Source organism: Nocardioides dokdonensis FR1436, assembly GCF_001653335.1.
In the GTDB taxonomy this organism is placed as follows: Bacteria; Actinomycetota; Actinomycetes; order Propionibacteriales; family Nocardioidaceae; genus Nocardioides; species Nocardioides dokdonensis.
This window is the reverse complement of record NZ_CP015079.1, coordinates 666505-689459: the sequence shown is the minus strand read 5'-3', so window position 1 is coordinate 689459 and position 22955 is coordinate 666505. Positions and strand designations below refer to the sequence as shown.

Annotated in this window: 21 protein-coding genes and 1 tRNA gene; 21 read left to right on the top strand and 1 reads right to left on the bottom strand. The window is 73.1% G+C overall.

The window, feature by feature from the left end:
• Positions 1-23 precede the first annotated feature (23 nt).
• From I601_RS03305 to I601_RS03215, 19 genes are all read left to right on the top strand, one after another.
• Positions 24-1412, top strand: coding sequence for a UTP--glucose-1-phosphate uridylyltransferase (locus I601_RS03305; protein WP_068106407.1), 1389 nt, complete (start codon positions 24-26; stop codon positions 1410-1412).
• Positions 1405-2649, top strand: coding sequence for a molybdotransferase-like divisome protein Glp (gene glp / locus I601_RS03300; RefSeq protein ID WP_068106404.1), 1245 nt, complete (start codon positions 1405-1407; stop codon positions 2647-2649). Before I601_RS03305 ends, glp begins: the two co-directional genes overlap by 8 nt.
• Positions 2649-3137 (top strand): cyclic pyranopterin monophosphate synthase MoaC, encoded by a 489-nt coding sequence (gene moaC, locus I601_RS03295; RefSeq protein WP_068106401.1) that lies wholly within the window; start codon positions 2649-2651, stop codon positions 3135-3137. The genes glp and moaC overlap by 1 nt, the downstream gene beginning before the upstream one ends.
• A complete protein-coding gene (locus I601_RS03290) occupies positions 3134-3634 on the top strand; it encodes a MogA/MoaB family molybdenum cofactor biosynthesis protein (protein WP_237089537.1) in 501 nt (166 codons plus the stop codon). Before moaC ends, I601_RS03290 begins: the two co-directional genes overlap by 4 nt.
• 41 nt (positions 3635-3675) lie before the next feature.
• Positions 3676-4248, top strand: a complete 573-nt coding sequence (locus tag I601_RS03285; RefSeq protein ID WP_335582179.1) for a GNAT family N-acetyltransferase — start codon at positions 3676-3678, stop codon at positions 4246-4248.
• 108 nt (positions 4249-4356) lie between these two features.
• Complete coding sequence (gene sepX, locus I601_RS03280) at positions 4357-5235, top strand: divisome protein SepX/GlpR (protein ID WP_068106397.1); 879 nt, start codon at positions 4357-4359, stop codon at positions 5233-5235.
• Between the two features lie 77 nt (positions 5236-5312).
• A tRNA-Ala gene (locus tag I601_RS03275) sits at positions 5313-5388 on the top strand.
• 485 nt (positions 5389-5873) lie between these two features.
• Entirely contained in the window at positions 5874-7064 is a 1191-nt protein-coding gene (locus I601_RS03270; protein WP_068106394.1) for an acyl-CoA dehydrogenase family protein, read from the top strand.
• A gap of 9 nt (positions 7065-7073) precedes the next feature.
• Positions 7074-8225: an acyl-CoA dehydrogenase family protein gene (locus I601_RS03265; RefSeq protein ID WP_068106391.1), complete on the top strand. Its 1152-nt coding sequence runs from the start codon at positions 7074-7076 to the stop codon at positions 8223-8225.
• Positions 8218-9423, top strand: a complete 1206-nt coding sequence (locus tag I601_RS03260; protein ID WP_068106387.1) for a CaiB/BaiF CoA transferase family protein — start codon at positions 8218-8220, stop codon at positions 9421-9423. The genes I601_RS03265 and I601_RS03260 overlap by 8 nt, the downstream gene beginning before the upstream one ends.
• Positions 9420-10727 (top strand): CaiB/BaiF CoA transferase family protein, encoded by a 1308-nt coding sequence (locus I601_RS03255; protein ID WP_068106385.1) that lies wholly within the window; start codon positions 9420-9422, stop codon positions 10725-10727. Before I601_RS03260 ends, I601_RS03255 begins: the two co-directional genes overlap by 4 nt.
• A gap of 20 nt (positions 10728-10747) precedes the next feature.
• Positions 10748-11248, top strand: a complete 501-nt coding sequence (locus I601_RS03250; RefSeq protein WP_068106382.1) for an FAS1-like dehydratase domain-containing protein — start codon at positions 10748-10750, stop codon at positions 11246-11248.
• On the top strand, positions 11245-11721 hold the full coding sequence (locus tag I601_RS03245; protein ID WP_218917744.1) for a hotdog family protein: 477 nt from the start codon (positions 11245-11247) through the stop codon (positions 11719-11721). Before I601_RS03250 ends, I601_RS03245 begins: the two co-directional genes overlap by 4 nt.
• Positions 11721-12926, top strand: coding sequence for a thiolase family protein (locus tag I601_RS03240; protein ID WP_068106378.1), 1206 nt, complete (start codon positions 11721-11723; stop codon positions 12924-12926). The genes I601_RS03245 and I601_RS03240 overlap by 1 nt, the downstream gene beginning before the upstream one ends.
• A gap of 1 nt (position 12927) precedes the next feature.
• A complete protein-coding gene (locus I601_RS03235) occupies positions 12928-13356 on the top strand; it encodes a Zn-ribbon domain-containing OB-fold protein (RefSeq protein ID WP_068106374.1) in 429 nt (142 codons plus the stop codon).
• A gap of 28 nt (positions 13357-13384) precedes the next feature.
• The gene (locus I601_RS03230; RefSeq protein ID WP_068106372.1) at positions 13385-15115 is read left to right on the top strand and encodes an N-acyl-D-amino-acid deacylase family protein; all 1731 of its coding nucleotides are present in this window, start codon (positions 13385-13387) and stop codon (positions 15113-15115) included.
• A gap of 37 nt (positions 15116-15152) precedes the next feature.
• Entirely contained in the window at positions 15153-16082 is a 930-nt protein-coding gene (locus I601_RS03225) for an alpha/beta hydrolase (protein WP_068106369.1), read from the top strand.
• On the top strand, positions 16079-17713 hold the full coding sequence (locus I601_RS03220) for a flavin-containing monooxygenase (RefSeq protein WP_068106365.1): 1635 nt from the start codon (positions 16079-16081) through the stop codon (positions 17711-17713). Before I601_RS03225 ends, I601_RS03220 begins: the two co-directional genes overlap by 4 nt.
• A 57-nt stretch (positions 17714-17770) precedes the next feature.
• Positions 17771-18862 carry a Zn-dependent alcohol dehydrogenase gene (locus I601_RS03215; RefSeq protein WP_068106363.1) on the top strand — a complete coding sequence of 364 codons (1092 nt, stop codon included), beginning with the start codon at positions 17771-17773 and terminating at the stop codon, positions 18860-18862.
• Here I601_RS03215 and I601_RS03210 read toward each other — a convergent pair.
• Positions 18859-20274, bottom strand: coding sequence for an aldehyde dehydrogenase family protein (locus I601_RS03210; protein WP_068106359.1), 1416 nt, complete (start codon positions 20272-20274; stop codon positions 18859-18861). The genes I601_RS03215 and I601_RS03210 overlap by 4 nt on opposite strands.
• 120 nt (positions 20275-20394) lie before the next feature.
• On the opposite strand from I601_RS03210, the gene I601_RS03205 reads away from it, so the two are divergent.
• Positions 20395-21813, top strand: coding sequence for an aldehyde dehydrogenase family protein (locus I601_RS03205; RefSeq protein WP_068106355.1), 1419 nt, complete (start codon positions 20395-20397; stop codon positions 21811-21813).
• Positions 21810-22934 carry a Zn-dependent alcohol dehydrogenase gene (locus I601_RS03200; RefSeq protein WP_068106352.1) on the top strand — a complete coding sequence of 375 codons (1125 nt, stop codon included), beginning with the start codon at positions 21810-21812 and terminating at the stop codon, positions 22932-22934. The genes I601_RS03205 and I601_RS03200 overlap by 4 nt, the downstream gene beginning before the upstream one ends.
• Positions 22935-22955 lie beyond the last annotated feature (21 nt).

Sequence of the window (22955 nt, the reverse complement as noted above, 5' to 3'; positions counted from 1 at the left end):
GGGTCGAGCCTACGATCGGTCGCATGGGTTCCCCTGGCTTGCGCGCGGCCCGCGAGAAGATGAAGGCCGCCGGCGTCGACGAGGTCGCGATCGACACGTTCGCGCACTACTACCGGCTGCTCGAGCACGGTGAGACCGGGATGATCCCGGAGTCCACCATCGAGCCGATCGACATGGAGTCGCTGGCCGACGTCGAGGTGGCCGACGACGTGGCCGCCGAGGCGCTCGCCGCGACGGTGGTGATCAAGCTCAACGGCGGCCTGGGCACCTCGATGGGCATGGACCGCGCGAAGTCGCTGCTGTGCGTGCGCCGCGGGTTGTCGTTCCTCGACATCATCGCCCGGCAGGTGCTGCACCTGCGCAAGCAGCACGGCGCGACGCTGCCGCTGATCTTCATGAACTCCTTCCGCACCTCCGGCGACACCATGGACGCCGTGGCCCGCTACGACGACCTCCAGGTCCCGGGCCTGCCGCTGGAGTTCCTGCAGAACAAGGAGCCCAAGCTGCTGGCCAAGGACCTCTCGCCGGTCACCTGGCCCAAGGACCCCGACCTCGAGTGGTGCCCGCCGGGTCACGGCGACCTCTACACCGCCCTGCGGGGCACCGGACTGCTCGACCAGATGATCGAGGCCGGCTACCGCTACGCCTTCGTCTCCAACTCCGACAACCTCGGGGCCGTGCCCGACCCCGCCGTCGCCGGCTGGTTCGCCTCCTCGGGAGCACCGTTCGCCATCGAGGCCGTGCGCCGCACGGCCTCGGACCGCAAGGGCGGCCACTTCGCCCGGCGCAAGAGCGACGGCCGGCTGGTGCTGCGCGAGACCGCGCAGACCCTCGACGAGGACAAGGCCGCGCTCGGCGACCTCGACCGGCACCGCTACTGCTCCACCAACAACCTGTGGTTCGACCTGGTCGCGATGAAGCAGGCGCTGGACCAGCGCGAGGGGATCCTGGGCCTGCCCCTGATCAAGAACGTCAAGACCGTCGACCCCGGCGACCCGGCGTCGCCGAAGGTCGTGCAGGTCGAGACCGCGATGGGCGCGGCGATCGAGGTCTTCGAGGAGGCCCGCCTGATCGAGGTCGGTCGCGACCGCTTCGTGCCGGTCAAGACGACCAACGACCTGCTGGTCCTGCGCTCCGACGTCTACGACATCGGCGCCGACTTCGTGCTCGACCAGGTCGGCGACCAGCTCCCCTTCGTCGACCTCGACGAGTCCTTCTACAAGCTGGTCGGCGAGTTCGACAAGCGCTTCCCCGAGGGCGCGCCGTCCTTGCGCCGGGCCCAGCGCCTGAGGATCGGCGGCGACGTCACGTTCGGCCACGGGGTGGAGATCGTCGGCGACGTCACGCTCGGTGGCCGCTCGGCCCAGCGCATCGACGCCGGCGCGGTGCTGAGCGGCGACGCGGATGCCTGAGGCGCCGCCGCCGATCACGGTCGAGGAGCACCTCGCGCGGATCCTGGCGGCGGTGCGCCCGCTGCCCGCCTACCAGCAGCCGCTGATGGAGGCGCTCGGGCTGGCGGCCGCGGAGTCGGTGGTCTCGCCGATCGCCCTGCCGCCCTTCGACAACTCCGCGATGGACGGCTACGCCGTGCACCGTGCCGATGTGGAGGGCGCCGGCCCGGAGGCCCCCGTCGAGCTGCCCGTGGTCGGCGAGATCAGCGCCGGCAATGCCCAGCTGCTCGCGCTCTCGCCCGGCACCACCGCCAAGATCATGACCGGGGCCCCGGTGCCGACCGGAGCCGACGCCGTCGTGCCCTACGAGTGGACCGACCACGGGGTCGCCCGGGTGCGCATCGACAAGGCCCCCACCGCTGGCCAGCACGTGCGCCGCGCGGGCGAGGACGTGGCCGTCGGCGACCTCCTCGTCGAGGAGGGCACCGTGCTCGGTCCGCGCCACCTCGGGCTGCTGGCCTCCGTGGGACGCAGCACGATCGCGGTGCGTCCGCGCCCTCGGGTGGTCATCCTGTCCACCGGCACCGAGCTGCGTGAACCCGGCACCGCCCTGGGGCACGACTCGATCTACGACGGCAACTCCTACCTGCTGGCCGCGGCCGCCCGCCGCGCCGGCGCCCTGGCCTACCGGGTCGGGATCGTGCCGGACCAGCCGCGCGCCTTCCTCGACGCTCTCGAGGACCAGCTCGTGCGCGCCGACGTGGTCGTCACCTCCGGAGGTGTCTCGATGGGCGACCACGACGTGGTCAAGGAGGCCCTCGCCCCGCTCGGCACCGTCTGGTTCGGGCCGGTCGCGATGCAGCCCGGCAAGCCCCAGGGCTTCGGCACGGTCGGCGAGGACGACACCCTGATCTTCACGCTGCCCGGCAACCCGGTGTCGTCGTACCTGTCCTTCGAGCTGTTCGTGCTGCCCGCGCTGCGCACGATGATGGGGCTGGCGCCGGTCTCGCGCCCGGAGGTGTCGATGCGCCTGACGCACGCCATCACCTCGCCGCCGGGGCGGCGGCAGTTCCTGCGCGCCACCACCGAGGCCGGCCACGGCCGGGTCACCCCGGTCGGCGGGCCCGGCTCGCACCTGGTCGGCGACCTGGCCACCGCCGACGCCCTGGTCGTCGTGCCGGAGGACGTCACCGCCCTGCCCGCCGGGGCCGAGGTGGGCGTCATCCACCTCGACAGCGGCCTCGAGGGCGGCCACTGATGACCGAGCAGCCGGGCACCGACCGGCTCACCCACGTCGACGAGCACGGCGCCGCGCGCATGGTCGACGTCTCCGACAAGGCCGTCACCGCCCGCACCGCCCGGGCCTCGGGCCGGGTGCTGGTCTCAGCCCAGGTCGTGGCGCTGCTGCGCGGGGAGGGCGTGCCCAAGGGCGACGCCCTGGCGGTCGCCCGGCTGGCCGGGATCATGGGCGCCAAGCAGACCCCCTCGCTGGTGCCGCTGTGCCACCCGCTCGCGCTGTCCGGGGTCGAGGTCGACCTCGTCGTCGCCGACGACGCCGTCGAGATCGCCGCGACCGTGCGCACCACCGACCGCACCGGCGTCGAGATGGAGGCGCTGACCGCCGTGTCGGTCGCGGCGCTGACCGTCGTCGACATGGTCAAGGCCGTCGACAAGGCAGCCGTGATCACCGACGTGCGCGTCGAGACCAAGAGCGGCGGCCGCTCGGGCGACTGGGTCCGAGCGTGAGCACCGGGGCCGCCGACGCGGGCGGGCTGCCCGCCACCGTCGTCGTCGCCTCCAACCGGGCCGCCGCCGGCGTGTACGACGACACCACCGGGCCGCTGATCGTCACGGCCCTCGAGGAGCTGGGCTTCACCGTCGGCGACCCGGTCGTGGTGCCCGACGGCGACCCGGTGCGCGACGCGATCGCGGCTGCCGTCGCTGCGGGCGCACGCCTGGTGCTCACCACCGGAGGGACCGGGCTGACCCCCACGGACCGCACGCCGGAGGCCACCCGAGCCCTGCTGGAGCGCGAGGTGCCGGGCATCGCCGAGGCGATCCGCGCCCACGGCCTGGCCAAGGGCGTGCCGACCGCGCTGCTGTCGCGCGGGCTCGCCGGCGTCGTCGGTGCCTGCCTCGTGGTCAACCTGCCCGGCTCGCGGGGCGGGGTGAAGGACGGCCTGGAGGTGCTGCGCCCGGTGCTGGTGCACGCCGTGGAGCAGGTCGTCGGGAGCGACCATTGAGCCGCTCCCGGTCGAGTCGTCCGGGTCGTCGCGGCTGGCCGGTGCGGCTGCGGCACGAGAACGTGGCGGTGCGCCCGATGAAGGTCTCCGACGCCGAGGACTGGCGCCGGGCCCGGCAGCAGAACGCCGCGTGGCTGGTGCCGTGGGACGCGACAGTCCCGCCCGGTGGCGACCCGCGGCCCACGACCTTCCGCGCGCTGGTGTGGCGGATGCGTCGCCAGGCCCGGCGGGGCACGACGTACCCCTTCGTGGTCGAGGTCGACGGGGAGTTCGCCGGGCAGGTGACGCTCAACAACGTGGTCGGCGGGTCGGCGCAGTTCGCGTCGGTCGGCTACTGGATCGACCGGCGCTTCGCCGGGCGCGGGGTGATGCCGCTGGCGGTGGCGATGGTGATCGACCACGCGTTCGCCGAGCTCGGGCTGCACCGCGTCGAGATCGCGATCCGGCCCGAGAACTCCAACTCCCTGCGCGTGGTGGAGAAGCTCGGCGCCCACGAGGTCGGCTACGCCCCGCGCTACCTGCACATCGACGGCGCCTGGCGCGACCACCGGCTCTACGCGATCACCGTCGAGGACGTGCCCCCCGGGGGGCTCGTGGCGCTGGTCCTGGGCTGAGCGCGCGTCCATCGGCGACACCGCTCGCCCCACGAGTCACACCAGCAATTTGCGACACACGCGTAGACATCCGCCCCGTGCTGCGCTATCGAACCTAGGCTGCTGCCCGTGGACCTGAGCGCACTGATCTTCGTCGCCCTCGCTGTGGCGTGGGCCGTCTACCTGGTTCCGAAGGCGCTCAAGCACCACGACGACGTGGTGAAGAGCCGTTCGGTCGACCGTTTCTCGCACACGATGCGGGTGCTGGCCCGGCGCGAGCCGGTCAGCCGGCGCTCGGCGCGCCTCGTGGTCACCCCCGGGCGGGCCGCCGCGCCCCCGGTCGTGGTCACCAAGGCCAGCGGTGTCGCGACCCCCGACCGGCGCCGGACCGCGGCCAACCGCGCCGCTCGCCGCCGTCGTCGCGTCCTGGTCGCGCTGCTCGGCGCGCTGGCGCTGCTCGGCGCCCTCGCCCTCGGCGGCGTCGTCGGCTGGCTCACCCTGACCGTGCCCGGGGTGCTGCTCGTCGCCTGGCTGGTCGTCTGCCGCCTCATGGTGCGCCGCGAGAGCGGTCTCGCCGGGCCGCTCGCCCGCATCCCCGGCGTGCCGCTCGAGCCGAGCGCGTCCCCCGAGGACGAGGCGGACGCCCAGGACGCCGAGGACCTCGAGGACCTCGAGGACGCGGACGAGCCCATGCACGCCACCGGCAGCATGACGATCACGGTGATGACCGACGACGGTCCGGTCACCGAGGAGGTCCCCGTCGTGACGGGGAACCAGCTGCGCGAGCCCGGCGGCTGGGACCTGGTGCCGGTCACGCTCCCGACCTACGTCACCAAGCCGGTGGCCGAGCGACGCACGGTGCGCACCATCGACCTCGACTCCACCGGCGTGTGGACCTCGGGACACACCGACGCCGACTCGGCCCTGGCCCGCGAGGGCGAGCAGGCCGACCGTGAGCGTCGGGCGCAGCGCGAGCAGGGCGAGGCCGGCCGCGCGGTCGGTTCCTGACCCAGCCCGGGCCCGGGTCCGAATTCGGTCCGGTCCGTCCCGGGTGCTAGCGTTTCACCCGCGTCCTCGGACGCGATGGGGCTGTGGCGCAGTTGGTAGCGCGTCTCGTTCGCAATGAGAAGGTCAGGGGTTCGAATCCCCTCAGCTCCACCATGTGGGTGAACGCCCCTCACCAGCCGCGACGCTGGTGAGGGGCGTTTTCTTCTTCGTGGGGACACTCGGCCGGCTCCGCCCACCTCATCTGCGACCCCGGTCTCGGGATCAGCCTGTTGTGGCGAAGCGCGGGAGCCGACAAGGTGCAGGGATGACAGATCCAGCGGATGCCAGGTGCCGAGACTGCGGCGGGCCGCTGCGCCCGCTCGAGACCAACGTCAAGCTCAAGGGCAAGTGGGTCCCCACGCCATCGGTGGCCTCGGAGTGCACCAGCTGCGGGATGGTCTGGCGCGCGGACGGGACCAGCGATCGAGGCTAGGGACAAGCGCTCGGGTGGGGGCGCTTCCCCGGTCCTCTCGGGCTGTCCCCGTGCCTTCCTCTGCGGGTGGGACCACTCGTTGACAGCGTGCGTCTGATGCCCTTGACTGCCTATATGCCGAATCGGCATAGTTCGGAACGGCGTACGTCTGGAGAGGACGAACAGGGTGGACTTCGAGCTCGACGCAGACCAGCGCGCCTGGCGTGAGGAGGTCCGCGTCTTCCTCCGCGAGCACGTCACGCCGCAGCTGCGGGCCGAGCTGGCCGCCTCCGACCTGGAGGTCCTCGACGGCGAGGTGGCCGCGTTCCGGCGCGCCGTCGGCGAGAAGGGCTGGTTCGGCCTCAACTGGCCGGTGGAGTTCGGCGGCCTCGGGCTCGGACCGATCCGCCAGCACCTGCTGGTCAGCGAGTTCGAGTACTGGGGCGTCCCCGGGCCGGACCTGACCGTGACCTCGGTGGCGCCGATGATCATGCGCCACGGCACCGAGCACAACAAGAGCGAGTTCCTCCCGCCGATCGCGCGTGGTGAGCTGATCTGCGCGGTGGGCTACTCCGAGCCCGGCGCCGGCACCGACCTCGCCAGCCTCCGCACGCGCGCCGTCCTCGAGGGGACGATGGAGGACGGCGAGTGGGTCATCAACGGCTCCAAGATCTGGAACAGCGGCGCCCAGCGGTCCACCCACGAGTGGCTCTGCGTGCGCACCGACCCCGACGCGCCCAAGCACAAGGGCATCTCGGTCATCATCGTGCCCGTCGACGCCCCCGGCGTGACGATCCGGCCGCTGGTCGCCTGGTCCGGCTACCGCACCAACGAGGCGTTCTTCGACAACGTCCGGGTGCCCGCCACGAACCTCGTCGGCGAGGCCAACAAGGGCTGGCGCTACATCACCGGAGCACTGGACCTCGAGCGCGGGGCCCTGACCAACGCCGGCGACCTGCGCCGAGCGGTCGACGACCTCCTCGACCTGGCGCGCCGCCCGCGCCGCGACGGCGTCGTGCCCGCCAGCGAGCCGGCCGTGCGGCGGCGGCTCGCCCAGCTCGACGCCGACGTCGAGGTGGCCAAGCTGATGGGGTTCGAGGCGGCCTCGATGCTCGCCGACAGCATCATCCCGAGCATCGAGGTGAGCACCGAGAAGATCTTCACCAGCGAGCTGCGCCAGCGCATCGCCGAGGTGGCTCTCGACCTGCTCGGGCCCGACGGCCTCCTGGGTCACCGCACCCCGGACGCTCCTGACGACGGCCGCTTCGAGCGGCTCTACCGGATCGCCCCGCTCATGCGGTTCGGTGCCGGCGCCAACGAGGTGCTGCGCGACGTCATCGCGCAGCGAGGCCACGCGATGCCGTCCTACGGACGCTGAGGAGGACCCATGAAGCTCATCGCCACCGAGCAGGAGCGCGACCTCACCGACGCGCTGCGCCACGTGCTCACCACCCACTGCACCACCGACGTGGTCCGCCGGTCCCTCGAGGCGGACGCCGGGGGCGTCCCGCAGGACCTGTGGCGGGCGCTGACCAACGCCGACGTCCTCGGCCTGCCCTTCGCCGAGGAGTTCGGAGGTGCCGGCGGCACGCTCGACGACCTCGCCGTGTTCGCCGTCGAGGCGGGTCGGGCGCTGTGCCCCAGCGTCGTGCTGAGCACCCTCCACCTCGGCCTCGCGGTCGACGCCCTCGGCGACGACATGCACCGCAAGCGGCTGCTGCCGACGATCTGCCGCGGCGAGGTCCGCGGCACCGTCGCCGTCAACAGCCCCTACGACGCGACGGACGTCCGACCCCGGCTCGCCGCCGAGCCGGTGACCGGCCCCGACGGCCCCGCCTTCGAGGTCAACGGCGAGGTCGACTTCGTGGGCGACGCCGACCAGGCGCAGCAGCTCCTCCTCACCGCGCGCGTCACGACGTACGGCGAGCCGGACCGCCTCATCGGACTGCTCCTCGACCCCGCCAGCGCCGGCGTCGCCATGACGCCGCTGCCGGCGAGCGACGGCGACCGCTGGCAGCGCCTGCGGCTCGACCGGGTGCGGGTGGCCGGCGCCGACGTGCTGGCCGGGCCCACCGGTGACGGGCTCGCCGCCGACGACGTGCGCCGGGTCGCCCTGACGATCCGCGCGCTGCAGTGCCTCGACATGGTCGGCGGTGCGCAGGCCGTCCTCGAGCGCACGGTCGACTACACCACCGGCCGCGAGCAGTTCGGTCGCCCGATCGCGTCGTTCCAGGCCGCCCAGCACCTCGTCGCCGACATCCACATCGCGGTGCAGGCGGCCCGGCTGGCCGCGCGCAGCGCCCTCTTCTGGTTGGGCCGCGGCCGGCTCGCCACCCGCGAGACCGCGGTGGCGGTCATGCACGCCTCGACCGCCTACCGTCGCGCCACGCTCGACGCCCACCAACTGCACGGCGGCATGGGCTACGTCCTGGAGACGGACCTGCACCTGTGGTCGGAGCGCGCCCGCAGGTTCGGTGTCCTCGGAGGCGGGCCCGACGTGGCCGGCCGCTGGCTGGAGAAGGAGATCGGTCTTGACTGACCAGGTGCTGTCCGGGGTCCGGGTCCTCGACCTGTCCCGCTGGGTCGCCGGCGAGTACGCCGCCAAGCTCTTCGGTGACTTCGGCGCCGACGTGGTGAAGGTGGAGCGTCCCGGCGAGGGGAGCCTGACCCGGGCCTGGGGTCCCTTCCCGGACGACGTGCCGGACCCGGAGCGCAGTGCGCTCTTCCTGCACCTCAACACCAACAAGCGCTCGGTCGCGCTCGACCTGCGCGACGACGCCGACCGCGAGGTGCTGCTCGACCTGGTCCGCAGCGCGCACGCCGTGGTCGAGTCCTTCCGCCCCGGTCACCTCGAGGAGCTCGGGCTCGGCCCGGACGTGCTGCGCGAGCTCAACCCGAGCCTGGTGCTCACCCGGATCAGCGCGTTCGGGCAGAGCGGCCCCTACCGCGACCGCGAGGCCACCGGGCTGGTGCTGCAGGGCGCCGGCGGCCCGATGCACGCCACCGGTCAGGCCGACCGGGCTCCGCTGCGCAAGCCGGGCCTGCTCGAGCACTACACCGTCGGACGCACCGCCGCCCAGGCCACGATGGCCGGGCTGCTGCGTGCCCGACGCACCGGTCGAGGCGCCACCATCGACGTCTCGGGCCAAGAGGTCCTGCTCGCGGGCGCCGACCGCCGGGCGTCGTACCTGCTCTCGGCGTCGTACTCCGGCATCATCGCGCCGCGCGGGGCCCGCAGCCCGCACCGCCACGGAGCCACGTTCACCGGCCCCTTCCGCGCCGCCGACGGCTTCGTCATGGTCTACGTCACCAACCAGGCCTTCTGGAACCGCTTCGTGCATCTGATCGCGGCCGACGACCCGGCGTTCCGGGAGCGCTTCCTGGACCGGCAGACCGTGGTCGGTGAGGACCGCGAGGACTTCATGGCCCACGTCACGGCCTGGATCGCGGCGCGACCGAAGATCGAGGTGATGGAGGCGGCCGAGGGGGCACGGATCCCGGTCACCGCCTACCTCGCGGTCTCCGAGGTCATGGCGCACCCGCACTTCCGGGAGCGCGGCGCGTTCGAGGTGGGCGACCACCCCGCCGCCGGCCGGCTGGAGTACGCCGGGGCGCCGTGGCGGATGGAGCGCGGCTACGCGCTGCGCAGCACCGCCCCGCTGCTCGACCAGCACGGCGCCGACGTGCGCGCCGAGCTCTCCACCGCCCAGCACGACACCACGGAGGTGACGGCATGACCGGCGACCTGGGTCCCACCGACTCCGACCTGCCGCTGGCCGGCATCCGGGTCATCGACCTGACCGTCGTGTGGTCCGGTCCCGGAGCCACCGCGCTGCTGGGCGACATGGGCGCGGAGGTGATCCGGGTCGAGGGCAACAACCGGGTCAGCCGCCAGGTGTCGGCCACGGTGACGAAGGAGTCCTTCGAGAAGACCGGCTACCACGGCGGCACCTACCCCGACAAGGACCCGGGAGCCCGCCCGTACGACCGCTCCGCGCTGTTCAACTGGCACGCCCGCAACAAGCTCGCCGCGTGCATGAACCTGGACGCCCCGGAGGGCCACCAGGCCTTCCTGGACCTGGTCGCGGTCAGCGACGTGCTGGTGGAGAACAACTCCGCCGGCGTGCTGGAGAAGCTCGGCATCCCCCACGAGCGCCTGCTCGAGATCAACCCGCGCCTGGTGGTGGCCCGGATGCCGCCGCTCGGGCTGAGCGGCCCGATCAGCGACTACCTCGGTTACGGCCCGAACTTCAACAGCCTGGTCGGCATCGCCGCGATGGACGGCTACGAGGGCGAGGAGCCGGACTCCGCCGGCGAGAACTACCACATGGACGAGGCCGCTCCCGCCGGCCTCGCCTTCGCGGTGTCCGCCGCCCTGTGGGACCGCGAGGAGACCGGCGTCGGTGGGCTCATCGAGTTCGCCCAGGCCGAGACCGTGATGGCCGAGGTGGGGGAGTTCTTCCTCGACCACCAGGTCAACCACCGCGACCCTGTCGTGCTCGGCAACACCGACCCGTGGATGGTCCAGGACGTCCTGCAGGTGCTCGGCGAGGACCGCTGGGTCGCCGTGAGCATCCGCGACGACCGGGACTGGGCGGCGCTGCACACCGTCGACGGTCTCGGCGGTGCCCCCGGCCTGCCGGCGCCGGACGCCGACGGCGCGACCCGCCGCGAGCACAGCGCGGCGATCCGGGAGGTGCTGGCCGACTGGTGCCGGGACCGGACGGCCGACGACGTGGTCTCCACCCTGCAGGCCCTCGGCATCCCGGCGGGCGAGGTGCTGGACGAGCGCCAGGTGCTCGACGACCCGCACCTGGCCGAGCGCGGCTGGTGGCAGGAGCGCAGCCACCCGTCCGTGGGCACCCACCGCTACCCCGGCCACCCCTGGCGCAGCGCCGACGTCGAGCTGGCCCACGGACGCCCCCTGCCGGGCTTCGGCGAGGACAACGAGCACGTCTACCTGGGCGTCCTGGGCTACGACCGGGAGACCTACGACGACCTCGTCGCCCGTGGCCTGGTCACCGACCACCAGCTGGCATGAGCCCCGACCGAGAGGAACCCATGACCGTCGAGTCCCTGATCCCCGCCGAGGTGCAAGAACGCGTCGGCACCGTCGCGGCCGTCGCGGTCGGCGAGGTGTACCGCCGCGACTGGCAGCGCTGGGCGGTCTCGGTCGAGGACCACAACCCGCTCTGGTTCGACGCCGAGGTGGCGCGCGCCCACGGCTACGACGACGTGGTCGCACCGCCGCTCTACGTGCAGTACGCCGTGCTCGGGGTGACCCCGCTGGACGGGCTGCGCGCGGACGGCTCCTCCGGCGCGGTCTCGGGGAGCCTGGCGTTCCCCGACGCCCCGCGACGGATGGCCGGCGGGGAGAGCACCACCTTCCACCGCCCCTGCTACCACGGTGACGAGATCACCATGGAGCGCCGCATCGAGTCCATCGTGCAGAAGCAGGGCCGGTCCGGGCCGTTCGTGCTGGTCACCTGGCGCACGACGTACACCAACCAGCGCGACGAGCTGGTGGCCGAGGCCACCACCTCGATGATCGCGCGGCCGTGAGCGAGAGGACGGGCATGCCCACCGAGCAGCTGCACTTCGAGGACGTCGCCGTGGGCGACGCGATCCCCACCCTGACCACGACGGTCGACCAGACCCAGATGTTCTTCTTCAGCGCGGCCACCTACAACGGCCACCGCATCCACTACGACACGTCGTGGGCCAGCGACCGCGAGGGCTACGACGACGTGCTCGTCCAGGGGCCGCTGCAGTCCGCGCTCCTGGCGCGGGCGGTCACCGACTGGATCGGTGGCGCCGGTCGCCTGGTGAGCTTCTCGGCCCAGAACCGGGCCGTCGCCTTCCCCGGCGAGGAGCTCTCCTTCGGGGGCACGGTGACCGCGACCCGCCTGGCCGACGGGCGCGGCCTGGTCGACCTGGAGGTCGTCGGCCGACGCGGCGACGACGTGCTGATGCCCGGCACCGCGACCGTCGAGCTGCCCGTGCGCGCGCAGTCCAGCACCGCGGCGGGCTCCTGATGGGGCTGCGGGGCGAGGCCGCGATCGTCGGCATCGCTGAGCTGCCGGCGGAGAAGAAGCAGAGCGGACCGGCCCGGTCCACCCTCGACCAGTACGCGCACCTGGCCAAGCTGGTCATCGAGGACTCCGGGCTGCCGGCCTCGGCGGTCAACGGGCTGGTCACGCACGGCATCCAGGAGTCGGAGATGTTCGCCCCGGCGACCCTGTCGGAGTACCTGGGCATCCCCCTGGACTTCGGTGAGCGGGTCGACCTCGGCGGCGCCACCGCTGCGGGGATGATCTGGCGGGCCGCAGCCGCGGTCGAGCTCGGCATCTGCGAGGCCGTGCTGTGCGTGGTGCCGGGGTCCTTGATGCTGCCGCGCTCCCAGCGCGCACCCGCCACGCCCGCGCACCCGCTCTGGTACGGCGCGTCGAGCGGCAAGTACGGATCGCCCCAGGCCGAGTTCGAGATCCCCTACGGCAACGTGGGGCAGAACGCGCCGTACGCCCAGATCGCCAACCGGTACGCCGCGGAGTTCGGCTACGACCCGCGGGCCACCGCCAAGATCGCGGTGGACCAGCGCACGAACGCCCTCAGCCACCCCGACGCGGTGTTCCACGGCAAGCCCCTGACCATCGACGACGTGCTCGCCAGCCCGGTGATCGCCGACCCGATCCACATGCTCGAGGTGGTGATGCGCGTCCAGGGCGGTGCAGCGGTGCTCGTGGCCGACGCCGCCCTCGCCCGTCGGTCGCGCCACCGCCCGGTGCGGATCGCCGGCTTCGGCGAGCACCTGGCGTTCAAGACCCCGACCTACGCCGAGGACCTGGTCCGCACGCCGATCGCCCGGGCCGCCGACCGAGCCTTCACGATGGCCGGCCTGGACCGGTCCGACGTGGACATGGCCTCGATCTACGACTGCTACACGATCACGGTCCTGATGAGCCTGGAGGACGCCGGCTTCTGTCCCAAGGGCACCGGCATGCAGTGGGTCCACGACCACGACCTGACCTTCCGCGGCGACTTCCCGGTGAACACCGCGGGGGGCCAGCTGTCCTTCGGCCAGGCCGGCATGGCCGGCGGCATACACCACGTGGTGGACGCCGCCCGGCAGGTCATGGGCCGCGCCGCGGACGCCCAGGTCGCCGACTGCGACACCGCCTTCGTCACCGGTAACGGCGGCATCATGAGCGAGCAGGTCGCCCTCCTGCTCCAGGGAGCCTGAGATGAGTCAGCAACCGATCGAGTCCAAGCCGGTCCCCGAGGCGACGCCCGTCTCCCAGCCCTACTGGGACGCCCTGCGCGAGCACCGGATCGAGATCCAGTACTCGCCGTCGCTGGGCCGGCACGTCTTCTACCCGCGCCTGCTCGCCCCCGGGACCCTGGCCGACGACCTGGAGTGGCGGGAGATCTCTGGGGAGGGCACCCTCTACACGTTCACCGTCGCGGAGCGGCCGACCGCACCGCCGTGGGCGGACGCGGTCCCGCAGCTGCTGGCTGTCGTCGAGTGGGACGAGGGGCCGCGCGTGAGCACCGAGCTCGTCGACGTCGAACGGGGCGACATCCGGATCGGGATGCGGGTCAGCCCGGTCTTCCACGACGACGCGGAGTCCCAGATGACGCTGCTCCACTACCGACCCAGCACGGATCGGTAGCCGGGGACGTGGACGAGAGCAGGCACCCATGAGCGAGTTCGACCTGATCGTGCGCGGCGGCACCGTGGTGGACGGCACCGGGGAAGCGGCCCGCACCGCCGACGTGGCCGTGCGCGACGGCGTCGTCGCGGAGGTGGGCCGGGTGTCCGGCTCGGCGACGCGCGAGGTGGACGCGGACGGCGCGGTCGTCGCGCCGGGTTTCGTGGACGTGCACACCCACTACGACGGGCAGGCCACCTGGGACTCCTACCTGCAGCCCTCGTCCTGGCACGGGGTCACCACGGTCGTGATGGGCAACTGCGGCGTGGGCTTCGCCCCCGTGGTGCCCGAGGACCACGACCGGCTGATCGAGCTGATGGAGGGCGTGGAGGACATCCCGGGCGTCGCGCTGGCCGAGGGGCTGTCCTGGGCGTGGCGCTCGTTCCCGGAGTACCTGGACGCGCTCGAGGAGCGCGCCCACGACATGGACTTCGCGGCCCAGGTGCCGCACGCGGCACTGCGGGTGCGCTCGATGGGCGAGCGGGCCGCGGCGCACACGCTGGCCACCGACGAGGAGATCTCGATGATGGCCACGCTGGCCGTGGAGGCCATCGAGGCCGGTGCGGTCGGCTTCAGCACCTCCCGGACGCTGAACCACAAGTCGATCTCGGGCGAGCTGACGCCGTCGTACGCCGCGGGGCGCGACGAGCTGCGCGCCATCGCCGCGGCGATCGGGCGGACCGGTAAGGGTGTCCTGCAGCTGGTGACCGACTGGGACGACGAGTCGATCGAGACCGACTTCGACCTGATCCGCTCGATGGTGGAGGCCTCCGGCCGGCCGATGTCCTTCTCGCTGGCCCAGAGCCTGTCGGCGCCGGACCGGTTCCGCTCGGCGCTGCGCTTCCTGGAGGAGGCCAACGGCCAGGGGCACCGCTTGCGCGGCCAGGTGGCGGCGCGCGGCATCGGGCTGCTGATGGGGCTGGAGTGCACCCTCAACCCCTTCAAGGCCAACCCCGCCTACCAGCGGATCTCGCACCTGCCCGTCGCCGAGCAGGCCCGGCTGATGGCTGAGCCGGCACTGCGCCGCGAGATCCTCGAGCACGGCATCATCAAGGCCCCGCACCTGATCGGGGGAGGGTTCCTGGACCGGGTGGAGGTCATGTTCGAGCTGACCGACCCGCCGAGCTACGAGCCCGACCCCGAAGACACGATCGCCCGGCGGGCCGCCCGTGCAGGGGTGCCCGTCGCGGAGCTGATCTACGACGTCCTCGTCTCGGACGGGGGCCGCGGGATGTTCTACCAGCCGTTCACGAACTACGTCGACGGCTCCCTCGACGGTGCGTTGGAGCTGCTGAGCCACGACTTCACCATCCCCGGGCTCTCGGACGGTGGCGCCCACGTCGGCACGATCTGCGACGCGAGCTTCTCCACCACGCTGCTCCAGCACTGGGTGCGCGACCGGGAGCGGGGCCGGCTGCCGCTGGAGTTCGTCGTGCAGCGCCAGGCCAGGGCCACGGCGGAGGCGGTCGGCTTCCTCGACCGTGGCCTGCTGGTGCCCGGCTACAAGGCGGACCTCAACGTGATCGACCTGGAGGGCCTGCGCCTGCACAAGCCCGAGATCCACCACGACCTGCCTGCCGGCGGTCGACGGCTGCTGCAGCGCGCCGACGGCTATCGGCACACCTTCGTCTCCGGTGTGGAGACCTACGTCGACGGCGAGGCCACCGGTGAGCTGCCGGGTCGGTTGGTGCGCGGGGGGCAGGCCGACCCACGCCGCTGATCCGCAGCCCGCCACCCACCGAGACCGAGGGAGAACCATGGCACTCGACGCCGCCACCACCGCCCTGCTCCAGCAGCTGGCCGCCGCCGGCGGTGCCCCGATGCACGAGGTCCCACCCGACGAGGCGCGCGCCCGGATGGCCGGTCTCGCCACGATGTACCTCCTCGGGCCGGAGCCTGCGCGCACCGACGACGTGGTGGTCCCCGGCCCCGGTGGCAGCCTGCGGGCCCGGGTGCTGGCTCCCGAGACCCCCCGGGGCGTGCTGCTCTACCTGCACGGCGGTGGCTGGGTCGTCGGCAGCATCGACGAGCACGAGGCGCTGGGGCGCCAGCTCGTCGAGGCCACCGGGTGCGCCGTGGTGCTGGCCTCCTACCGGCTGGCCCCCGAGCACCCCTGGCCGGCGGCGCTCGAGGACGCGGGTGCGGCGCTGGCCTGGGTGGAGCAGCACCGGGCCGACCTCGGGGCCGACCTCCCGCTCGTCCTCGCCGGCGACAGCGCCGGGGCCAACCTCGCGACGATCCTCGCCCGCCGGGCCCGCGACGCCGGCGGTCCGGCGATCGCCGCGCAGGTGCTGGTCTACCCCGTGACCGACCACGACTTCGACAACGGTTCCTACACCGACCCCGCCAACCAGCTGGCCCTGAACAGGGACACCCTGCGGTGGTTCTGGGACCAGTACGCAGCACCCGCCCAGCGCCCGGACCCCGACGTCTCCCCGGCCCGCGCCGAGGACCTGGCCGGGCTCCCGCCCGCGATCGTCGTGCTCGCCCAGCACGACGCCCTGCGGGACGAGGGCGCCGCCTACGCCGCGGCGCTGCGCAGCGCCGGGGTCGCGGTCGACGTGCGCCAGTTCGACGGCCAGATGCACGGCTTCTTCACCATGGTGGGGCTGCTCCCCGCCCAGGCCGAGGCCGTGGCCCACGTGGCCTCCCTGCTCGACCCCCACCTCCGAGAGGACTCCCGATGAGCACGACCGCCCGATCCTCTGCCCAGCCGGACGCCTCGGTGCGCACCGTGGACGCCCTCGTGGTCGGCGCCGGCTTCGCCGGCCTCTACGCCCTGCACGTGCTGCGCGGTCAGGGTCTGGACGTGCACGTCGTCGACGGCGCCTCCGACGTGGGAGGCACCTGGTTCTGGAACCGCTACCCCGGAGCCCGCTGCGACATCGAGAGCATCTACTACAGCTACTCCTTCGACGCCGACCTCGCGCGCGAGTGGCAATGGAGCGAGAAGTACGCCGGGCAGCCGGAGATCCTGGCCTACCTGCAGCACGTGGCCGATCGCTACGACCTGCGCCGCGACATCTCCTTCGACACCTGGGTCCGCGAGGCCAGGTACGACGAGGGGGACGACCGGTGGCGGGTGACCACGCAGGACGGCGCGGTCGTCTCCGCCCGTTGGCTGGTCCTGGCGGTCGGGCTGCTCTCGAGCACCAACCTGCCCGACATCCCCGGACGGGACGACTTCGCCGGCCCGGTCCTGCACACCGGCCGGTGGCCGCACGAGCCGGTCGACCTGAGCGGCCGGCGGGTCGGGGTGATCGGCACCGGGTCCTCCGGCATCCAGGCGATCCCGCGGATCGCCGAGCAGGCCGAGCACCTCACGGTCTTCCAGCGCACCGCGAACTTCAGCCTCCCCGCGCTCAACGGCGCCCCCGACCCCGACGGGGTGCGGCGGCTGATCGAGGACCACGCGGCGGTCCGGGACCAGGTGCGCCGCTCGTCGTACGGCATCCTCCTCGAACCGCCGACCCGCGGGGCCCTGGAGGTCGCCGAGGAGGAGCGGCTGGCGACCTACGAGGAGCGGTGGCGCGAGGGCACCCTCACCGGGATCCTGCAGGCCTACAACGACCTGGTCCGCAACCAGGAGGCGAACGACACCGCGGCCGACTTCGTGCGGTCCAAGATCGCCGAGATGGTCGACGACCCGCAGGTGGCCGAGGACCTGATGCCCCGTGGGTACGCCTACGGCACCAAGCGGCCCTGCCTCGACACGGGCTACTTCCAGACCTACAACCGTGATGACGTGGAGCTGGTCAACCTCCGGCGGACCCCGATCGAGCGGATCACCGAGCGGGGTGTGCGCACCAGTGCCGGCGAGCACGAGCTGGACGTCCTCGTCTTCGCCACCGGGTACGACGCGATGACCGGGCCGCTGCTCGGCATCGACCCGATCGGCAGGGAGGGGCAGCGCCTGGGCGAGAGGTGGGCCGAGGGCCCCTCGTCCTACCTGGGCATCGCCGTGGCCGGGTTCCCCAACATGTTCACGATCACCGGTCCGGGCAGCCCGTCGGCCCTGAGCAACGCGGTGGTGTCGATCGAGCAGCACGTCGAGTGGCTCGCCCGCCTGCTCGCCCACGCCACCGAGACCGGTCTGACGGTGATCGAGGCCGACTGCGTGGCGGAGAAGGAGTGGACCCAGCACGTGCAGAACGTCGGCGACGCGACGCTCTACCCGCAGACCGACTCCTGGTACATGGGCGCCAACATCCCCGGCAAGCCGCGGGTCTTCCTGCCCTACATCGGCGGCGTGGGCCACTACCGGGCCCTGTGCGAGGCGCTCGCCGACGACGGCTACAGCGGCTTCGCGACCGCCTGAGCGGCCCGCCCGTCCCACCGCCCCACCCCCGCGCGTCCGCCCACCCGAGGAGCCCCCGTGAGCAGCAGCAGAGCAGCCGTCCTGACGACCAGCCCGGGACGGCTCGAGATCCACCGCATCGACGTCGACGACCCCGGCCCGGACGAGGTGCTGGTGCGCACCGTGGCAGCCGGGGTGTGTCACTCCGACCTGCACTTCATGCAGGGGGTGATGCCGTACCCGCTCCCGACCGTGCTCGGCCACGAGTCGGCCGGTGTGGTCGAGGCGGTCGGCGACCGGGTCACCGCACTGGCGCCCGGGGACCACGTGGTGGCCTGCCTGTCCGTCTTCTGCGGCAGGTGCGAGTTCTGCCTGTCGGGCAACCCCGCCCTGTGTCTCAAGCAGGGGGTGAACCGGCCTGCGGGCGCGCCGCCCCGGCTCAGCCTGGACGGTGCCCCGCTCACCCAGTTCCTGAACCTCTCGAGCTTCTCCGAGCTGACCCTGGTGCACCAGAACGCCCTGGTCCGGATCGCACCGGAGATGCCCCTCGGCCCGGCTGCGCTGCTCGGCTGCGGCGTGGTCACGGGGCTGGGCGCGGTCTTCCGGACCGCCGCCGTCCGGCCCGGCGAGTCCGTGGCCGTGATCGGCTGCGGCGGGGTCGGCCTGAGCACCGTGCACGGCGCGGAGCTGGTCGGGGCCGGGCGGATCATCGCCGTGGACACCGACCCCGCCAAGCTGGAGCTGGCCCGGACGTTCGGTGCCACCGACGTCGTCGACGCCTCGACCACCGACCCGGTCGAGGCGGTGCGCGAGCTCACCGGCGGCGGCGTGCACCACGCCTTCGAGGCGGTCGGGCTGGCGGTCACCACCGAGCAGGCCTTCGCCATGGCACGCCGAGGCGGCACCGCGACCGTGGTCGGGATGCTGCCGCCGGGGGAGAAGGTCTCGATCTCGGGGCTGGACCTGCTCGTCGAGAAGCGGCTGCAGGGCTCGCAGATCGGGTCGAACCAGTTCCTGGTCGACATCCCGCGCTACGTCGACCTCTACCTGCGGGGACGCCTCCGCCTGGACGACCTGATCAGTGGCACCGTGCCCCTGGCCGAGGTCAACGAGGCCTACGACCGGCTGACCGGTGGCGGCGTCGCCCGGCAGCTGCTCAGCTTCGACTAGCCGGCGGGCGGCTGGATCGACTTCACCTCGAGGAACTCCTCGAGTCCGTGGACGCCGTACTCCCGCCCGATCCCGGACTGCTTCATCCCGCCGAACGGCGCCAGCCGGTTGTTGTTGAGCCCGTTCACGTGGACCGTCCCGGAACGGATCCGCCGGGCGACGGCGCCGGCCCGGTCGGGGTCGGCGCCGAACACGCCCGCGGAGAGGCCGTAGTCGGTGGCGTTGGCCAGGCGTACGGCATCGTCGTCGCCGCGGTGCGTCTGGACGGCGAGCACCGGACCGAAGACCTCCTCGCGACCGATCCGCATGTCGGGGGTGACCCCGCCGAGCACGACGGGTGCCATGTGGAAGCCACGCTCCGGCTGGGCCGGTGCGGGGTCGCCGTGCTCGACCGTGGCGCCCTCCTCGACGGCCTGGTGCAGGTGTCCGGCCACCCGCTCCCACTGGACCTGGGAGGCGAGCGGGCCGAGGTTCTCGCCCGGCACGAACGCCGCGGCGGTCTGCGAGGCGATCGCGACCGCGTCGGCGTAGCGGTCCTCGGGCACGATGAGGCGGGTCCAGGCCGCGCAGGTCTGGCCGGTGTTCATCATGCAGAAGCCGGCGCTCGTCCGGACGGCGGTCGCGAAGGCCTCGTCGTCGAGGTCGTCGAGGAGCACGCTGGGGGACTTCCCGCCCAGCTCGAGGGCGACCCGCTTGAGCGTGCCCGCGGCGGTGCGAGCGATCTCCCGGCCGGTCGCGGTGGAGCCGGTGAACGAGACCATGTCGACCCCGGGGTGCTCGGCCAGCGCGGCGCCCACGACGGTGCCGCGGCCCGGGACCAGCTGAAGCCAGCCGGCCGGGACACCGGCGTCCCGCGCGGCCTCGACCAGCAGGTAGGCGGTCAACGGGGTGGTCTCCGCCGGCTTCAGCACCACCGGGCAGCCGGCGGCCAGCGCCGAGCCGACCTTGGCGAGCGCCTGGTGCAGGGGGAAGTTCCAGGGACTGATCGCGGCCACGACGCCGACCGGCTCGCGCACCAGCGTGGATGCTCCGAGCGCCTCGTCGAACGGGTAGGCCTCGGCGACGTCGGTGGTGGTCGCCAGCGTCGCCAGCGGCATCCCGACCTGGACCTGACGGGCGAACGCCGCCGGAGATCCCATCTCCGCGGACATCGTGTCCGCGAACTCCTCGGCCCGCTCGGTGATCCGCGCGTGCAGGGCCCGCAGCGCCGCGATCCGGTCGGCCAGGGGCCACGCGGGCCCCTCGTCGAGCACCCGTCGGGCGCCCAGCACCGCGCGGTCCACGTCGACCTCGTCGCCCAGGCGGACCCGGGCGTGCTGCTCGCCGGTGCGGGGGTCGACGAGGCTGAGCACCTCGTCGCCGTGCGGCTCGACCCACTGCCCGTCGATGTGGATCTGGTCCCTGGTCTGCATCGCTCATCCTCGTGGCCGACGGAAGTGGTCTAGGTTGTTCTATTCCTATTGAACATATCCCGACTTGGCAAGGTCCGCGGCTGATCGCGACCGGGCGGTCGGCGAGGAGGGTGGTACGGGATGCGCACAGTGCAGGCGACCTACGTCGACGGGGCATGGGCGCCGGGGACGGGCAGCACGGAGGTCGAGGTGTCCAGCGCCGCCGACGGCTCCGTCCTCACCCGCTTCCAGGGGGCCGGGGCCGAGGACGTCGCGCGGGCCTGCGCGGCCGCCGGCCGGGCCTGGCCGGGGTGGGCGGCGACGCCGGTCACCGACCGGGCCGACCTGCTCCGCACCGCGGCCGAGCTCGTCGAGAAGCGGGCCGACGAGCTCGGCGCGACCGCGGCGCAGGAGGTCGGGACCCCCATCCGGATGGCCCCGATCGTGCACGGGCACATGGTCGCGGCCACGATGCGCGACGTCGCCGACAAGGTGGAGAGCCACACCTTCGAGGAGCGGGTCGGCAGCTCACTGGTGCTCCGCGAGAGTGTGGGTGTCGCCGCGGCCATCACCGCGTGGAACTACCCGCTCTACCAGCTCGCCACCAAGCTGGTGCCGGCGCTGGCCGTGGGGTGCACCGTGGTCCTCAAGCCCTCCGAGATCGCTCCGCTGACGACCATCGGCTTCTTCGAGGCCCTGGCCGAGGCCGGCCTCCCCGGTGGGGTGGCGAACCTGGTGGTGGGCACGGGAGCGGAGGCCGGCGAGCCGCTGGTCACCGACCCCCGGGTCGGGGCGGTGAGCTTCACCGGCTCGACGCGGACCGGCGTCCGGATCGCCGAGCTGGCCGCGGCCGGGGTGACCCGGGTGACCCTCGAGCTGGGCGGCAAGTCCGCGAGCGTGCTGCTTGACGACGCCGACCTGGCGACCGCCGTGCCCGCCACGCTCAACGGCTGCCTGCTGAACAACGGCCAGACGTGCGCGGCGCTCACCCGGTTGATCGTGCCCCGGGCCCGGCTCGCCGAGGTCGAGGAGATCCTCGCGGCCGCGGTCGCGCAGCTGCGGGTCGGCGACCCGCGCGACCCGGACACGGCGGTGGGGCCGGTGGCCTCGGCCGCCCAGCACCACCGGGTGCTCCAGCACCTGCGAGGTGCCCTGGACGACGGCGCCACCGTGGTCTCCGGCGGCCTGGACGCACCGGAGGGCGTGCCCGCGGGCGGCTACTACGTGCGTCCCACGGTGCTGCGCGTCGAGCCGAGCATGCGCATCGCGCGCGAGGAGGTCTTCGGGCCCGTGCTGTGCGTGATCGCCGTGGACTCCGAGGACGAGGCGGTCGCCGTGGCCAACGACACCGACTACGGGCTGTCGGGGGCGGTGTGGTCGGCCGACCCCGACCGTGCCCTGGCGGTGGCGCGACGCCTGCGCACCGGACAGGTCGCCGTCAACGGCGGCGCGTTCAACATCTCCGCCCCGTTCGGCGGCTACAAGCGCTCCGGGTACGGCCGCGAGGGCGGGCGCTTCGGCCTGGACGAGTACCTCGAGACGAAGGCGGTGCAGCTGTGAGTGCATCCTCCCCCGCGCGGACCCGGGTCCGCGCCGCCGTCCTCGACCAGGCGCCCGGACGCCTGGTGCTCACCGAGGTGGACGTGGACGACTGGCTGGCCCCCGACGAGGTGCGGGTGCGGGTCCTGGCCTGCGGGCTGTGCCACTCGGACCTGCACATGCTCGAGGGTGAGTTCCCGGTCGTGCTGCCCACCGTCCCCGGTCACGAGATCTCCGGGACCGTGGAGGCGGTCGGGTCGTCCGTGGACGACCTGGCGGTCGGGGACCGGGTCAGTGCCTGCCTGTCGATGTTCTGCGGGCGGTGCGTGGCGTGCCGCACCGGCCGGACGTGGATCTGCGAGCGCCGCCACGACCTGGGGCGGGTCGACCGTCCGCAGCCTCGACTCGTGCGCGACGGTGCACCGGTCGGTCAGGTGGCCGGGCTGGGCGGGCTGAGCGAGGTGACGGTGCTGCACCGCAACTCCGTCGTGCGCGTGCCCACCGAGGTGCCGGCCGACCGGGCGGCCCTGCTGGGCTGCGCCGTGCTCACCGGCGTGGGCTCGGTGGTCAACGGGGCCCGGGTGCGCGCCGGGGAGACCGTGGCCGTGATCGGCTGCGGAGGCGTCGGGCTGAACGTCCTCCAGGGAGCGCGGATCGCCGGGGCGTCCCGGATCGTCGCGGTCGACCTGTCCGCGGAGAAGCTGGAGCTGGCGCGGCGCTTCGGCGCGACGGACGTGGTCGACAGCAGTGCCGAGGACGCCGTGACCGCGGTGCAGGAACTGACCGGAGGGGTCGACCACGTCTTCGACGTCGTGGGTCGCAGCCGGACGATCAGCTCCGCCGTGGCCATGCTGCGCCCCGGGCGCACCGCGTGGATGGTGGGCATCCCGCCCATGGGGGAGGAGATCGTCCTGCCCGGCCTGTCCATGGTCACCCAGGCCAAGGGCGTCCAGGGGCTGCTGATGGGAGCGAACTACTTCCCACGCGACCTGCCGCTGCTGGCCGACCTCTACCTGCAGGACCGCCTGGAGCTCGACGCCCTCGTGTCCCAGCGGGTGCCGCTCGAGCAGGTCAACGAGGGCTTCGACCTGATGCGCCGCGGCGAGGCCGCGCGGGTGGTGGTCACGTTCGGCGACAGCTGAACGAGGAGAGGGCGGCGGGGG

Bases quoted from the DNA above. Each gene is read 5' to 3' on its own strand.
- glp (WP_068106404.1), top strand. From the start codon at position 1,405: ATGCCTGAGGCGCCGCCGCCGATCACGGTCGAGGAGCACCTCGCGCGG.
- I601_RS03235 (WP_068106374.1), top strand. From the start codon at position 12,928: ATGAGTCAGCAACCGATCGAGTCCAAGCCGGTCCCCGAGGCGACGCCC.
- moaC (WP_068106401.1), top strand. From the start codon at position 2,649: ATGACCGAGCAGCCGGGCACCGACCGGCTCACCCACGTCGACGAGCAC.
- I601_RS03240 (WP_068106378.1), top strand. From the start codon at position 11,721: ATGGGGCTGCGGGGCGAGGCCGCGATCGTCGGCATCGCTGAGCTGCCG.
- I601_RS03225 (WP_068106369.1), top strand. From the start codon at position 15,153: ATGGCACTCGACGCCGCCACCACCGCCCTGCTCCAGCAGCTGGCCGCC.
- I601_RS03220 (WP_068106365.1), top strand. From the start codon at position 16,079: ATGAGCACGACCGCCCGATCCTCTGCCCAGCCGGACGCCTCGGTGCGC.
- I601_RS03205 (WP_068106355.1), top strand. From the start codon at position 20,395: ATGCGCACAGTGCAGGCGACCTACGTCGACGGGGCATGGGCGCCGGGG.
- I601_RS03265 (WP_068106391.1), top strand. From the start codon at position 7,074: ATGAAGCTCATCGCCACCGAGCAGGAGCGCGACCTCACCGACGCGCTG.
- I601_RS03230 (WP_068106372.1), top strand. From the start codon at position 13,385: ATGAGCGAGTTCGACCTGATCGTGCGCGGCGGCACCGTGGTGGACGGC.
- I601_RS03305 (WP_068106407.1), top strand. From the start codon at position 24: ATGGGTTCCCCTGGCTTGCGCGCGGCCCGCGAGAAGATGAAGGCCGCC.
- I601_RS03250 (WP_068106382.1), top strand. From the start codon at position 10,748: ATGACCGTCGAGTCCCTGATCCCCGCCGAGGTGCAAGAACGCGTCGGC.
- I601_RS03210 (WP_068106359.1), bottom strand. From the start codon at position 20,274: ATGCAGACCAGGGACCAGATCCACATCGACGGGCAGTGGGTCGAGCCG.
- I601_RS03255 (WP_068106385.1), top strand. From the start codon at position 9,420: ATGACCGGCGACCTGGGTCCCACCGACTCCGACCTGCCGCTGGCCGGC.